This is a genomic window from Brevibacillus borstelensis (assembly GCF_037834415.1).
Lineage (GTDB): Bacteria > Bacillota > Bacilli > Brevibacillales > Brevibacillaceae > Brevibacillus > Brevibacillus borstelensis_A.
In genome coordinates this window covers 17,930-31,981 of the sequence record NZ_JAUMSJ010000015.1, presented here as the reverse complement: position 1 = coordinate 31,981, position 14,052 = coordinate 17,930, and the positions used below count along the sequence as shown (strand labels likewise).

General features: G+C 53.6%; 13 protein-coding genes. 7 read left to right on the top strand and 6 right to left on the bottom strand.

What is annotated here, in order from left to right; genetic code table 11:
• Window positions 1–93: 93 nt before the first annotated feature.
• The 3 genes from Q3F21_RS13720 to Q3F21_RS13710 all read left to right on the top strand — a co-directional run bounded on the left by Q3F21_RS13720 (window position 94) and on the right by Q3F21_RS13710 (window position 3,520).
• Window positions 94–1,377, top strand: a complete 1,284-nt coding sequence (locus Q3F21_RS13720) for an ATP-binding protein (protein ID WP_340253613.1) — start codon at window positions 94–96, stop codon at window positions 1,375–1,377.
• Between the two features lie 4 nt (window positions 1,378–1,381).
• Entirely contained in the window at window positions 1,382–2,302 is a 921-nt protein-coding gene (locus Q3F21_RS13715; RefSeq protein ID WP_340253610.1) for a response regulator, read from the top strand.
• Between the two features lie 162 nt (window positions 2,303–2,464).
• Window positions 2,465–3,520, top strand: a complete 1,056-nt coding sequence (locus Q3F21_RS13710; protein ID WP_340253607.1) for a tetraprenyl-beta-curcumene synthase family protein — start codon at window positions 2,465–2,467, stop codon at window positions 3,518–3,520.
• A 10-nt stretch (window positions 3,521–3,530) separates the two neighbouring features.
• Here Q3F21_RS13710 and Q3F21_RS13705 read toward each other — a convergent pair whose 3' ends face one another.
• On the bottom strand, window positions 3,531–3,704 hold the full coding sequence (locus Q3F21_RS13705) for a YlaF family protein (protein ID WP_340253604.1): 174 nt from the start codon (window positions 3,702–3,704) through the stop codon (window positions 3,531–3,533).
• A gap of 119 nt (window positions 3,705–3,823) precedes the next feature.
• On the opposite strand from Q3F21_RS13705, the gene Q3F21_RS13700 reads away from it, so the two are divergent.
• The gene (locus Q3F21_RS13700; RefSeq protein WP_340253601.1) at window positions 3,824–4,444 is read left to right on the top strand and encodes a PilZ domain-containing protein; all 621 of its coding nucleotides are present in this window, start codon (window positions 3,824–3,826) and stop codon (window positions 4,442–4,444) included.
• 53 nt (window positions 4,445–4,497) lie between these two features.
• Here the strand turns inward: Q3F21_RS13700 and Q3F21_RS13695 are convergent, their stop codons facing one another.
• From Q3F21_RS13695 to Q3F21_RS13685, 3 genes are read right to left on the bottom strand one after another with little or no spacing between them, the layout of a single operon-like run.
• Window positions 4,498–5,748 carry an MFS transporter gene (locus tag Q3F21_RS13695; protein WP_340253598.1) on the bottom strand — a complete coding sequence of 417 codons (1,251 nt, stop codon included), beginning with the start codon at window positions 5,746–5,748 and terminating at the stop codon, window positions 4,498–4,500.
• Between the two features lie 56 nt (window positions 5,749–5,804).
• Complete coding sequence (locus Q3F21_RS13690; protein WP_340253595.1) at window positions 5,805–6,950, bottom strand: winged helix-turn-helix domain-containing protein; 1,146 nt, start codon at window positions 6,948–6,950, stop codon at window positions 5,805–5,807.
• Between the two features lies 1 nt (window position 6,951).
• Window positions 6,952–8,673, bottom strand: a complete 1,722-nt coding sequence (locus Q3F21_RS13685; RefSeq protein ID WP_340253592.1) for a sigma-54 interaction domain-containing protein — start codon at window positions 8,671–8,673, stop codon at window positions 6,952–6,954.
• Between the two features lie 208 nt (window positions 8,674–8,881).
• Between Q3F21_RS13685 and Q3F21_RS13680 the strand changes: the two genes are divergently transcribed.
• The gene (locus Q3F21_RS13680) at window positions 8,882–9,802 is read left to right on the top strand and encodes a proline dehydrogenase family protein (RefSeq protein ID WP_340253589.1); all 921 of its coding nucleotides are present in this window, start codon (window positions 8,882–8,884) and stop codon (window positions 9,800–9,802) included.
• A gap of 71 nt (window positions 9,803–9,873) precedes the next feature.
• On the opposite strand, the gene Q3F21_RS13675 is transcribed toward Q3F21_RS13680, so the two are convergent.
• Window positions 9,874–10,452, bottom strand: coding sequence for a spore coat protein (locus tag Q3F21_RS13675; protein ID WP_340253586.1), 579 nt, complete (start codon window positions 10,450–10,452; stop codon window positions 9,874–9,876).
• A 108-nt stretch (window positions 10,453–10,560) separates the two neighbouring features.
• On the opposite strand from Q3F21_RS13675, the gene Q3F21_RS13670 reads away from it, so the two are divergent.
• Complete coding sequence (locus Q3F21_RS13670) at window positions 10,561–11,484, top strand: DNA-3-methyladenine glycosylase 2 (protein WP_340253583.1); 924 nt, start codon at window positions 10,561–10,563, stop codon at window positions 11,482–11,484.
• 207 nt (window positions 11,485–11,691) lie between these two features.
• Window positions 11,692–13,050, top strand: coding sequence for a branched-chain amino acid transport system II carrier protein (gene brnQ, locus Q3F21_RS13665; protein ID WP_340253580.1), 1,359 nt, complete (start codon window positions 11,692–11,694; stop codon window positions 13,048–13,050).
• Here the strand turns inward: brnQ and Q3F21_RS13660 are convergent.
• Window positions 13,047–13,964: a DMT family transporter gene (locus tag Q3F21_RS13660; RefSeq protein ID WP_340253576.1), complete on the bottom strand. Its 918-nt coding sequence runs from the start codon at window positions 13,962–13,964 to the stop codon at window positions 13,047–13,049. The genes brnQ and Q3F21_RS13660 overlap by 4 nt on opposite strands.
• Window positions 13,965–14,052: the final 88 nt, after the last annotated feature.

The window sequence follows — 14,052 nt, the reverse complement described above, 5'->3', positions numbered from 1 at the left end:
TGTAAGCGCATACCTATAAAAAACTACAAAAACCTATACAAAAATATAGTAAAATAAATGTCGAAACCATTCGACAATAGAAAGCGGACGACTATGAGAGAAAGCGTATACATCTTGCTGCTGATGCTGATCGCGGTTCCTGTAGCCGGGGAACTGAAATTTCACCCGTTTCAGGATGACTTTCGGATCAGCTTTGGAACGACGGCATTTTTCTTCTTTTTATTGTGGCTGAGGAAAATCCCCTCCTATGTGAGTGGACCGCTTACGGGATTTATGGTCGTGGTCTTTCGCGTAGGACTTGACTGGATTGCCGATGAGCCGTTTGACCTGCTCGCATCGTTCCAGATGCATCTCCCTGCTTTTTTCTTTTACATTACGTTTTCAGTCATTTTTTCGCTGTTTCGCGTCAATTCGCTGCATCATATTCCTCTGCTGGTCGGCGTGCTGGCCACCATTGCCGAGATAGCCGCCAATCTGGCGGAGCTGGCTTTCCGCTCTCCCAATTGGAATGCCGTTTTTCAGTGGGAAGTCATCAGTCCTGTTGCCGTAATCGCTCTCATCCGCAGTTTTTTCGTACTGAGCTTCTTCAACATGATTCAGCTTCGGCAGGCCAAGTGGATGGAGGAACAACAGCGCGTCCGAAACGAGCACATGCTCATGCTCGTTTCCAGTCTGTACGAGGAATCCATTCATCTGAAAAAGACGCTTCAGGACGTGGAGGAGATCACCAGAGACTGCTACGATCTCTATCGGAAGCTAAAAGAGACGGAACCGGGCGAGAAGGGATACGGCTATGCCAGGCAGGCCCTGCGGATTGCCGGACAGGTGCATGAAGTGAAAAAGGACAACCAGCGGATATATGCGGGGCTCTCCAAGCTCATCTCGGACGAAAACGACCGGGATTACATGCCCCTGGGCGAATTGCTGAAAGTGATTGTGCGGGCAAATGAAAAGTACGCCAGACTGCTTGGAAAGGATATCAGACTGACGTATCGGGTAGATGTTCCTTACCTCGCCTGTCATATATTTACAACCTTGTCCCTTTTAAACAATCTGACTGCCAATGCAGTGGAAGCGATTCGCGAGCGCGGTGCGATCGCCATCACGGTGACGCTGGAAGCCGGCCAATATCTTCTCTTTACGGTAAAGGATGACGGCCCCGGCATTTCTCCAAAGGATCGGGAGCTTCTCTTCGTCCCCGGTTTTACCACCAAATACGACGTGTCGGGAAATCCGTCTACAGGAATCGGTCTGAGCTATGTAAAGGAGGTCGCGGACAACCTGCAGGGACAGGTTGATCTGTCGGAAGGCGCGGGCGGATACACAACGGTCTTTACGATCCGTTTGCCGGTTGCAAATCTGGTCCAGAAAGGTTGATAGCATGCGTTACTTCATCACGGATGACGACCAGGCGGTGCGTTCGATGCTGGCTCACATCATCGAAGATGCCGACCTGGGAATGATAGTGGGAGAAGCGGAAGACGGCTCACAAATCGACGGCGATTATTTGCGCTTGAAGCAGGTCGACATTCTCTTGATCGACCTTCTGATGCCAAACCGCGACGGGATTGAAACGATACGGCAGCTGATCGGTTTTGAAGGAAGGATCGTCATGATCTCCCAGATCGAGTCGAAGGAGATGATCGCTGAGGCGTATTCCTTGGGAATCGAATACTACATCACGAAGCCGATCAACCGCCTGGAGGTTCTGAGCGTCCTGCAGAAAGTACAGGAACGGATCCTGCTGCAGCGCTCGATCGAAGGGATTCAGCGCTCGCTCAGCGTGTTGCAGGGGGGAGCGGCAAGAGAGCCCCGGGAACAGCCGTTTACGGAAAAGACGATTCAGACGCCTGGCAAGTTTTTGCTCACCGAGCTGGGCATGATCGGGGAGAGCGGAAGCAAGGACTTGCTGGAAATGCTTGATTATCTCCATCGTCAAGAAGGTATGCAAACAGGCGCTTACAAATTCCCTGCGTTAAAAGATATCTTTTTCGCTGTCGCGCAAAAAAAGCTGGGAGATCAGGCGAGTACTTATGAGCTGCAAAAGGAAGTCAAAGCGGCGGAACAGAGGGTGCGGCGAGCCATTTATCAGGCGCTTTCGCATCTGGCGTCCCTTGGCCTGACCGACTACGCGAATCCCAAATTCGAGACCTACGCCTCCACCTTTTTCGATTTTACCGAGGTGCGAAAGCGGATGAGGGAGCTGGAGAATCAGATCGAGTCCGGCCCGTCCTCGACGAAAATCAACACCAAAAAGTTTATACTGGTGCTTTATCTGGAAGCAAAGCGCTTGTTGGGTTGAAAATAGAAGAATGAGTGCAACCGCAAGCTGTTCGACGTTTTTGATCGCGCCTGTATTTATGGTAAGATAGCACTATTAATAGAAAGAGAGCCTGCATATGCCGGTCGGGCCCCGCGGGCATGTGACACGGCCGAATCGCGTTGTCGGTTAGGAGGGAATTGCGTGAGGGAGCTACGACATCCGTGGCAATTGCTCTATCGGATGTATCGCCATGTGCAGCCGGTTTTGGAGCGGGAGTTTGGCGCCTGGTATGGACGGGCCCAAAAAATCAATGATCCGGAATTGCGCAAACAGGCGATGGCCAGTATGGAAAGCAAGAAGTTTCACTGTCAGGGAGGCTGCGTATACGCGGCGCAGGTGATTCCTCATATCGAAGTCATCGTTCCGCTGATCGTAGCCTATCAAACAATCAGCGACTATCTGGACAACCTGTGCGACCGGAGTACGTCGCTGGACCCCGCGGACTTTCGGCAGCTGCACGTATCCATGCAGGATGCGCTGACGCCGGGAGCGCCGCTTCAGGATTATTATCAGTTTCGCAGCGAAAAGGACGACAGCGGTTTCCTCGCCGGGCTGGTTTTGGCTTGTCAGCGGTATGCGGCCCAACTGCCCGGCTACGAAAAAATCAAGCCGCATGTGCTGAGACTGTCTCGTCTATACAGCGATTTGCAAGTGTACAAGCACATTGCCCACGATCAGCGGGAAGCCCGGCTGCTCGCATGGTGGGATGAGCACAAGCAAGACAACCGGGAACTGTACTGGCAAGAATTCGCCGCCGTAACGGGATCGACGATCAACATCTTTGCCCTGTTTTGCATGGCGACGGATGAAGATGTCACGGATGAGCGAATTGCTGCCCTGAACGGAGCGTATTTTCCCTGGATCAGCGGACTGCATATTTTGCTTGACTATTTGATTGATATGGAAGAAGATCGGCTCGGCGGAGATTTGAATTTCGTCAGCTACTACACTTCCGAGCGGGAAGCTACCGAGCGGCTGCAGCATTTTATCAAGCAAGCAAAGGCAAGCGTAGACCGCTTGCCTAATCCGGATTTTCACCGTATGATCGTGGACGGACTGGTCGCCTTTTACCTGGTCGATCGCAAGGTAAACCGAAACCAGCCGCGTATATACACCATTGCCAGAGAACTCTTGAAGCAGGCCAGGGGACTGCCGTCTGTGCTGTTCTACGTGAACAGTCTGCTCGTCAGACGGTAGGGTTTGGGCTTTAGCGCAAGTGCTTTCGCTTGTATGAGAAACCAAACCCCATCAGGGCGCAGGCGCCGAGGATTCCTCCGATGACACCCAGCGGGCTGCGCTCACCGATAGCGACACCAACCCCGATGAAACAGGCTGCTACGCCAAGAGCCAGCATTAAGGTAACCCATTGATATCGATTCATCGGTTGTAACCTCCTATCTGTCAATGTTCCCATTATACCTTATTTTCCTTGCAAAATGACCGAATTCCGCAAGTATGGAAGAAAGCAGCAAATCTTTACGTGAAGTGGTGGAGACTCGGATGAACAGCTTCTTACAAATAAAAAAAGGAAAACAATTGTACGAAGGCAGTGTCATCTATGAAGAAGGTGATTTGATCGAAGCCGTCTTCCCTGAGACCACAGAGGTAGTGGTGGGCGATCAGCTGCCTTGTTTAGTCACCGAGAATTACGAGACTGTCAGCAATTTTGAGGCGGTCGTGGTGGCAAAAGAAAAAAATCGGCTGTTTCTTTTCCATTCCCCGACCGCGAGCGAATATCGTGAGCAAAGACGACGTTATCCGCGATTTGATGTCGATCTGAGCGGGTGGATCAGGTATAAAGCAGAGCCTGAACAGCACAGATTTCCCCTCCATACACAGCGAGTGGCATTAATCAACCTGAGTCTGGGGGGACTTGCCCTGCGTGTCGACAAGCCGATCCCGCGCGAACAAACCATCACCTTTTCAACAGAGCTTTACGGCCGCCACCGGGAAGACGGCGTGGTCCTGGCCGAACTGCAGGTGATTCACGATAGAATGGAAGGAGGCTTTTACTTTTACGGTTGCAAAATCATCAATATTCAAGCCCGTTACTTCCATGCGCTTCGCAAGTATATTCTGCAGAGACAATTGGAGGAGCGCCGCCATTTCTTGCCTGAATAAAAGCAGACGTCTGAATTGGCCCCCGGTGGACCGTTTTTTGATCGAAGCTTTTTTCAACCCCAACCTTGCAGGCTTTCGCTCTTTGCGGGACTTCTTTTCCAGATGATCTTCTGAAGAAGGATACCGGCCGCACCGATGCCTCCGATGAGCATGCCCGTCCACTGAAAGCTCAGGCTTACCCCCCATGTTTGAATGACTGCCCCGCCGAGCAGAGGAGCGACGATGAAAATAAAGCTGCTGAGTGAATCGAGAATGCCGGTGACACGGCCGATCGCTTCCTTGGGCGTCTCCTTTTGCCGAAGGTAGTTGGAGCCTACGGAGGTCAGGCCGGTTCCGATCCCGCCGAAAAAAGCGGCGAGCAGCAGCCAAAAGACTCCGCTTCCCGGTTGATACAAGCCCGCCCACGTCACCATGAGGCCGATCAAAAGTACACCCCCTCCAAGCACCCAGCCGTACGAAGCGATTTCCTTCAGGCGGGAAAGACCCATCACCGCAAGCAAGGCACCCACTCCAATCGCACTGATCATATACCCCAAAAGCTCTGGCTGATCCGGCGCCTTTTCGCGAAGGATCACGACAAACTGGGCGTCGACGAGCTGGATCGCCGTGAGCGAGAGAAGAAGAAAGAGCGTGCTGAAAAAAAGCGTACGGTTGCCGAGGAGAACGCTCCAGCCCTCCAGCCAGGCCGCGAGCCAATCCGTGTTTCTCGGCTTCCCGGAGGCGATGCCCGGCTCGGGTACGGACTCGCGTATGCCCCCGATCGAGAGCAGGCAGGCGGCTGAGCCTAAAAAGCTGAGCGCATTGATCAGGAGACAGACAGCCGGCGAGACAAAAGCGGCCGCGATTCCGCCCAAAAGAGGACCGATCAGCTTTCCCGACTGGAATACAGTCCCGTTCAAGGATGCTGCCTGGAGCAGCTGGTCTTCCGGAACGACGTGTCGGGTAAGCGCCTGATGCGCGGGAGCATAGAAAATTTCAGCCGTCGATCGAATCAGCACGATCCCAAGCAGCCACCACGGATTCGGCGCAAAGATCAACAGAAGAGTCAAACCAGCGCGAATAAAATCGGTGATGATCATTACGTTCAGCTTGCCGAAGCGATCTGCTGCAATCCCGGCGAATTGGCTCAAGAGAACGCTGGGCAGCGCATATGCCAGGGGCAGCAAGGCAAGTGTCATCGGTTCCGCTTTCCAGACGTAGCCGAGCAGCATGGACAGGGCGATGAAGTCAAACCAATCGCCCAGCGTGGAAAGTCCGTAAGCGGCAAACATTTTGGCGAATACGCGATGTTTCAAGAGCATCATAAAGAATTCCCCCTTTTCCTTGATCGTTAGAATAAGGGGGAATTGTCAGAGCAATATCAGAGATGACGGGCAAATACGTCGAGCAGTTGACGTTTCAGAGCAGGGAATTGGTACTCCGCGCATACCCGTTCCCACTCTTTTTGGTACTTCTGCTGCCAGGCGCTGTCGAGAGGAAAGGTTTGAAAGAAGCGGTCAATTTTACGTATGGCGAAGAGGTAGTGAGGAACAAAGCGGGTCTGCTGAAGAATCTCCACGCCTTTATCCATGGAGAGCCGTCCCGCCTCACGCTGTCCCTGGAGATACTGCCACATGGCTTCGAAAACGACAAGCATTCCTTGCTCCCGCTGCATCGGTTTTTCGGCCAGCCATGCCTTCGCTTCCTTCATGGCTATTTCGGCTTCGGCCACATCCTGCCGATCCAGCAGGTAGCAGACACGCTGGAACAGATAGGTCAACGTATAGCTGGGTGACTGAATTCCGGCGACGATCTCCGCAACCTTTTGAAGCTGGCCTTCAGCCTGCTGCCATCGCTTCGCTTCGACGAGGAGGGAGATCATGTTGATCTCAAGCTCCGCTTCCCACAAGCCCGGCAATCGCTCCTTGCCGTCCAGTATTCGCTTGAAGAGGTCGAGTATCTTTACAGGTTCGTCTTCTGTAATGAAGTAAAGATGGGCCAGATAGAACAGCTTCTCGGAAAAGGGGAGGTCTGGCGTGGTCAGAAACCAGCGGAAATCCCCTGTGACAAACCGCAAATAAACGGCGTAAAACGGGTCCAGTTCAATGCCAAGCACGTCCTTGTTGGCGGACAGTGTTTGCATCGCGGCTCCCATCCCCAGACCGTGATACATTTCCAGCATGTGCCTGACATGTTCTCTGAGTTCAGGATTGTTCTCAAGCAGATTTTGTCTCTTCGGCTCTTTCCAGGTGAGCTTGTAGCCTATTCCGCGCACCGTTTCTATAGCCAGCAGATGCTTCCACCTCCGCAATTTTTTCCGCAGGCGGTAAACGTGGTCATCCACCGTCCGATCTGTCGGCGCCTCGTCTCGTCCCCAAACCAGATCGAGCAGATCCGTTCGGCGAAAGACCTGATTTCGCCGGGTATAGAGAAAGCGCAGAAGGGCGTATTCCTTTGGCAAAAGGGCAATCCTCTCGCTGTTCCAGCACACCTCGTAAGCGTCGTCGAAAAAATGGAGCGTTTCCACTTCAGAATCCCTCGTCAATTCCGTATTTTTTCATTTTGTTGTATAGCGTTCCCCGGGAAAATCCCAAGAGGGCGGCTGCCGCCTTTTTGTTCCCGTACGTCCGTTCCAATGCCGCGAGAATGCGCTCCTTCTCGCTTCCGCGGTGATTGAAGTCGGTACTTGACGGAGCATATAGGGAAGCGATGGGATGGCTTTCTGCCGAAGAGAGCCTCTGATGCGGCACCACAGGCTGTTCCGGCTGCTGGACCCTGATCGAGGAGGGAAGCTGATCATAGAGGATCAAGCCGCCTTCCTGGAGGATGGACAGCCGCTCGATCACGTTGCGCAGCTGCCGGATATTCCCCGGCCAGCTGTAATCGTACAGCGCTTGCATCACCTCGGGGGATACCCGCGGTACGGGGTGTTCGTGGGCGATCGCGTACTCATGCAGGAAAATCTGCACCAGCTCGGGAATATCCTCCCGCCGTTCGCGCAGAGAAGGAATTTCCAGCGTGAAGACATTTAACCGGTAGTATAAATCTTCGCGGAACAAGCCATCCGCGACCATTTTTTCCAGCTGCCGGTTGGTGGCGGCGACGATCCGGGTATTGACGGTGATCGGCTCGGTGCCGCCTACCCGGTAAAATTGGCGCTCTTGCAGCGCGCGCAGCAGCTTTACCTGAAGCTCCAGCGGCAGTTCGCCGATCTCGTCGAGAAAGAGCGTCCCTCCGTGGGCCAGCTCCAGCTTCCCAGGCTTCCCTTTCTTTTCCGCGCCCGTAAACGCGCCGCCCTGATAGCCGAACAGCTCGCTCTCGAAAAGCGCCGCGGGGATGGCGCCGCAGTTGATGGCGATAAACGGCTTGTCTCTTCTGCGGCTGGCCTGGTGAATCGCCTGGGCGAACAGCTCTTTCCCTACGCCGCTTTCGCCGTTGATCAGGACGGTGGCATCTGTCTGAGCCACTTTGCGGGCAGCTTGAATCGCAGTCTGGATGGAAGCGGAATGTCCTTTGATCGAAAAAAACGGATCGTCGGCGGGATGAAAGCGGCTCATCTCCTGCTGCAGGTTGTGCAGATGTGCGGTCGTGTGCGCCAGCTCTTCGTTCAGGCGGACCAATTCGGTAATGTCCTGCTCGATCGAAATGGCGCCGATGATCTCATCGTCCCGCCGGATTGGAGCGGCATTGATCAGCACGTGGCGATCCGGTCGCGGGACGTGGTAGACGCGATGGACGGACTCGCCCTGCTGCAGGGCATCCAGCAGACGGATCGATTCGCTGGCAAAATGCGCATCCAGACGGGTGCCGACGACCTGGCTACGGTCGATTTCATATATTTTTTCCGCGGCGGGGTTCCAATACTGGACAATATTGCCGGTATCCACGATCGTGATCGCCTCACTCATCGTATCGAGCAAGGTCTTGAGCAGGATGGCCTGATTTCCGGCGATCGAGACGAAAGCCGCCAGCAGGCGCTTCGCTTCGACAAGGCCGATCGCATCACCCTCGGCATTGACTGTGATGATATCGGGGGCCAGCCTGATATGCCCTGGCTCGGCCAGCAGCCTTGTTCCGGCCTCAGATACGGTCGTGGTTTCCGGCAGGACCAGTACAGTCGATTCCTGGCCACATGTCCGCAGCAGACCTACACCTGGCGCAGTCCCTGTGCGTATTATACTGACGAGAGCAGGATCGACGGGCTCCGCCAGGCTGGATAGAGGAGCATCCAATGAAAACAACGGTTTCAAATCGTCACTTCCAATCGATAGAAAGAGATAGGAAAACGTATCTTGTTTAAGCAAAAGTGTACAATAATAAACACATTCTGTACATATGTGTAAAATTGGTGGACAACAGAGAAAGAAATTGTCGTTTTTCTTTCGAATTTATGATGTTGGCACAGTTTATGCTAATAAAATGACGCAGATGTATTGCTGAGGAGGAGACAGATTTACGATGGAACAACTTATGAAGGACTTTTTCCTGTTCCTTTCCAAGAACAAAGCGTTAAATGCTGCGGCGAAAAAGTGGGGCTTGCGCTTCGGGGCGAACCGTTTTGTTTCGGGTGAAACGATTGACGAGGCGATCAAGAAGGTTCGTGAATTGAATCAGAAGGGGCTTGTCTGCACGCTCGACCATTTGGGCGAGTTCGTATTCAGCACGGAAGAGGCAAACGAGTCGGCTGACTACTGCATCAAAACATTGGAAGCGATTCACAAGTCCGGCGTCGATTGCAACCTGTCCCTGAAAATGACGAGTCTCGGCCTGGATATCAGCCGGGATCTGTGCATGACCAACATGCGCCGCATTCTCGATTACGCCAAGAATCACGGAAACATTTTTGTCCGGATTGACATGGAGGACTACGCTCATAAAAACATCACCCTGGAAATCCTGCACGAGCTTCTGCAAGATTACGACAACGTCGGAACCGTTATTCAGGCGTATCTGTACGATTCCGCCGGAGACATCGAGGGGCTGAAAGAGAAGAAGGTCAATCTGCGTCTCGTAAAAGGGGCGTACAAGGAGTCGCCTGAGGTGGCGTTCCCGAACAAAGCTGACGTGGATGAGAACTACAAGAAAATCATCAAGCAGCACCTGCTGAACGGCTGCTATGCCGCTGTAGCCACTCATGATGATGCGATCATCGATTACCTGAAAAAGCTGGAAAAGGAATACAATATTCCGCGTACGCAGTTCGAGTTCCAGATGCTGTACGGCATCCGTGTGCAATCGCAGATCGATCTGGCGCGAGAAGGCTACAAAATGCGCGTATACGTGCCATACGGAAGCGACTGGTACGGCTATTTCATGCGCCGTCTGGCCGAGCGCCCGGCAAACGTCGCCTTTGTCTTGAAAGGGATGTTTACGAAGTAAGACAGCAGCCGTGAGCTGTCGCAAAAACGCACCCGCTCCCCAAAAGGGAATGAAGGGTGCGTTTTTGCCGTTTACTGATGTTGTTGATAGGCCTCCATCGGTTGATGGTAAGGAACCTGCTGGTACACGAGCCCGAGCGTGGAGATGGCCTGCGGAGATGCCATGGTAACAGCGTACCAGCCTTTTTTGACCATGTACTGCCATACTTCAAACGATTGGTGGGAACACATCCGGAATGCATCCTCGAGGAAGATGCGCAGCTGCGGCGTGGTTGTCTCAAAGGCTGACCAGGCGTATTCGCGCCCAGCCCTCTTCAGCGTCAACAGATACGAGGTGGCGATCGCGCGGTCATCCAGTTGGGCGAGCTTCACCTGGGGCTGAATCGGTTGGTATTGATGGCCGGGAGCGGGCGTGAAGGCTTGTCCGGCGATCGCCGGGACATTCAATTGATCGCGCGAGCCCATCTGCTGTGTGACAAATTCTACCTTCATGTTGTAGTCTTGTACATGAGCCGAGTAATGGCGCTGAATCATTGAGCGAAGTTCCGGGTCCTGAGCCTGGTTGATGAACAGAGCCATGCTCTGGATCGAGTTGGTGCAGCTCATCAGCAGTTCGTTCAGTTCAGCCGTTTCATGCGAGCCGAGACGCATGCAAAATCTCTCCTTTTTGGCAGTAATCGGGCAAATGCCTGTCATAGTATGCCCATTTGCTTTTGTTTCATTTTTCCACCGTATCCGATTAGAGAGGTGTATGTAACCGTGAGCAGCAAAACCATTGAGCTAAAGGCCCCTTATTCCTTTGAGCGGCTTTTAAGGCGGCTTGAGACGCATCCTGACCCGCAGATGAAGATACAGGCGGAGCAAAAATCGCTGCAACGGGTGTTTCGTGTAAACAATCGTCCCGTTCTGACGAGTATCCGTTTTGCCGGCGAGGTGGACCAGCCGTACCTTTCCTGGGAGACAAACGCGGCTTTGGGTGCCGCCGAGGCGGAAAGGCTGGAGAAAAACATCCGGCATATGTTCAGTGCAGATGTCGATCTGGCCCCCCTTTATGCCCTCATGCACGCGAATGACAAGCTGGCCCCGCTTGCAGAACGGTTTCGCGGGCTCCGCTTTTTACTGGATGACGATCTGTTTTCATCCATGGTCAGGACGATTATCGGACAGCAGATCAACCTCGCGTTTGCGGCGACTCTTACCGAACGGCTGTTGGAGTTTGCCGGAGAAAGCGTTCGGGATGCGGATGGACATGTATTCTATGCTTTTCCTGCAATCGACCGGGTTGCCGCCATGGAGCCGGAGGCACTGCGTCCATTGCAGTTCAGCCAGAGAAAAGCGGAGTACATCATCGATCTGGCTCGGGCGGTCGCAGACGGCCGCGTAGATTTGGAGGGGCTGTGGAGGCTGAGCGATGAGGAAATCATGGCTGCGCTCACTCCGCTCCGCGGATTCGGCAAATGGACGGTCGAGTGCATGATGATGTTCGGGATGGGGCGGCCCGATCTGCTCCCTGTAGCGGATATCGGTTTGAAAAACGGGATGCAGCTTGTTTATCAAATGGATGAAAGACCGAGTGAGAGCGAAATGAAAAGGATCGGGGAAAGCTGGGCGCCCTGGCGCAGCTACGTCTCTCTGTACGTCTGGGAGGCAGTCGGGGCGATGAAGCGAAAAGAAGCCTGGTGACCGATTGCAGGGCTGGGGAAGGAAACCAAACAAAGTCGGCGGCTTGCTTTTAGGCAAGCCTTTGTGTTATTTTGAAAGCGTTTGTTTATGTGCTGGAAAAAAATATATTTGAAAAAGAGCTGAATACGTACTATAATCTGAGTTTAGTTACATTATAAAAAACTTTCGCAAAATTTAAAAACAAGAAAGGCAACTGGAGAGGAATTTATGAAAGAATTATCCAAAAAAGAAATCATATCGATAGGACTCATGTTGTTTGCCTTGTTCTTTGGAGCGGGGAATATGATTTTTCCACCGGCATTGGGGCAATCCGCCGGGACAAATGTCTGGATTGCCATGCTCGGGTTTATCATAACCGGTGTGGGCCTTCCGCTCATGGGCGTGGTGGCGGTCGGTCTTGGCGGGGGGAGCTTGTCGGCACTGGCTAGCCGCGTTCATCCGGTGTTTGGCGTACTGTTTACGGTTGTCGTCTACTTGGCGATCGGGCCGTTCCTGGCGCTTCCCCGAACCGGAACGGTTACGTTCGAGATGGGCGTACTGCCGTTTTTGCCTGAGTCGGTCAAAGGCAGCTGGGTACCGCTGTTCATCTGTACGGTCGTCTTCTTTGCCATTACCTACTGGCTTTCTTTGCACCCGTCGAAATTGGTGGATCGCATCGGCAAAATATTGACGCCTGCACTTCTGCTGATTATTGCGGTGATGTTTTTCCGGGGGGTCACTCATCCGATCGGCGATGTGGGAGCGCCTACGCAAGCTTACCAGTCGACACCGTTTTTCAAAGGCTTTTTGGAAGGGTATCTGACACTTGATGCTCTGGCAGCCATGGTGTTCGGGATCGTCGTCACGGCAGCGATCAAGGGACTCGGCATTACCGACCGCAAGAAAATGTCTCTGTCTACGATCAAGGCCGGTATCATTGCCGCAACGGGCCTCGCCCTGGTTTATCTGGCGCTCGGTTACCTCGGCGCGACCAGCAAAACGCTCGGAGCTTCGGACAACGGCGGACAAATCCTGACCGCTGTGGTTCAACACCTGTTCGGCTCGTTGGGGTCCTTGCTGTTAGGTTTGGCTGTTACGCTGGCCTGCCTTACGACCTCGGTAGGCTTGGTGACTGCCTGCAGCCGATTTTTCTCGGATCGCTTTTCGATCGTATCCTACAAGACAATGGTGGCGATCCTGTGCGTGTTCAGTACAGCCGTTGCCAATATGGGCTTGACCCAGCTCATCGCCTTTTCCGTACCGATGCTCGTCGCGATCTACCCGCTGGCGATCGTGCTGATGCTGCTGTCCTTTTTGCATCCGGTGTTCAGAGGATATTCTTCCGTCTACATTGGAGCGATTGTCGCCACGGCCGCTATCAGCTTGACGGATGGCCTGAAGCAGCTGGGGGTTCCGATGGACAGTGTGGTCTCGCTGTATAAGCACCTGCCGCTTTACGCGGAGGGGATCGGCTGGCTGCTGCCGGCAATAGCCGGAGGATTAGTGGGATGCCTTTGGGGATGCCTATTTCCGCGAAGTGTCCGTCAGACGGCTGTTTATCAGGAAAATACAAGCGGCACACCCTAATCGGGTGTGCCTTCTTTTTGCTTCGCAGCAGATTGTTGGAGGTTGGACAGTGCCACGCCCAAAAAGATAAAGAGTGCGCCGGCAAAAAATCCGATGCCGAGATGTTCACCCAAAAGCAGCCAGCCCAGGGCGGCTCCGACGATCGGCTGTACGAAGAAAAATCCCGCGCCGCTGCCTGCCTCGAGCAGCTCGAAGCCTTTGTTCCACAGGTAAAAGGCGCCTGCTGTAGAGATGATTCCGATATACAGAACACCGGCCCAAATTTTCCAGCTGAAATCCCAGGATACAGCTGTGACGGACAACTCCCAGACCATAACGGGGCTGGTAAAAATAAGGCCGAACAGAGCGACATACGTGGTTAGCGCCAAAGAGGAGTAGCGAAGAGTCGCCTTTTTGCTCATGACGGTATAGAGGCCCCAGCTCACCGCGGCGACCAGGAGAATCAGGTTGCCGAGCAGCGACGATTGGGCATCGGCCTTGTCCGGTATGCCGATGACGATGAGGACGCCGATGGTGGCCAGCAGGATGCCCGCAAGCTGCAGCTTGTGGATGCGCTCCTTGAGCAGCCAGACGGCAAAGAGGGCGATAAAGGCCGGGGATGCGGCGGTTATCAGCGCACCCATGTGAGCCGTCGACAGCTTCGTGCCTAAAAACTGCGCGCCGATCGAGATCGTCACCCCGACGAACGCAATGGCCATGATCATCGGAAAATCCTGTCTGGCGATGAACTCGCGCCGTGCCACTACAAAAGCCCCCAAAACGATAGAAGCAATGGCAAAACGGATAATCAAGAGCGTAAACGGCGGAATTTCCTCCAGGACAACCTTGCTGACCACGTATACGCCGCCCCAGATGGCCGCCGCCAAAGTCAGGCAAAGCGCCCCAAACAACTGCTGTTTCCACATTGTATTCATATCAACTTGCCCCTCCAGGAGAAATGGTTACGACTTTCTTTTCCGCAGCCGGGGGGACGATTTGCATGCGTTCCCTCTCCGGCTAGGC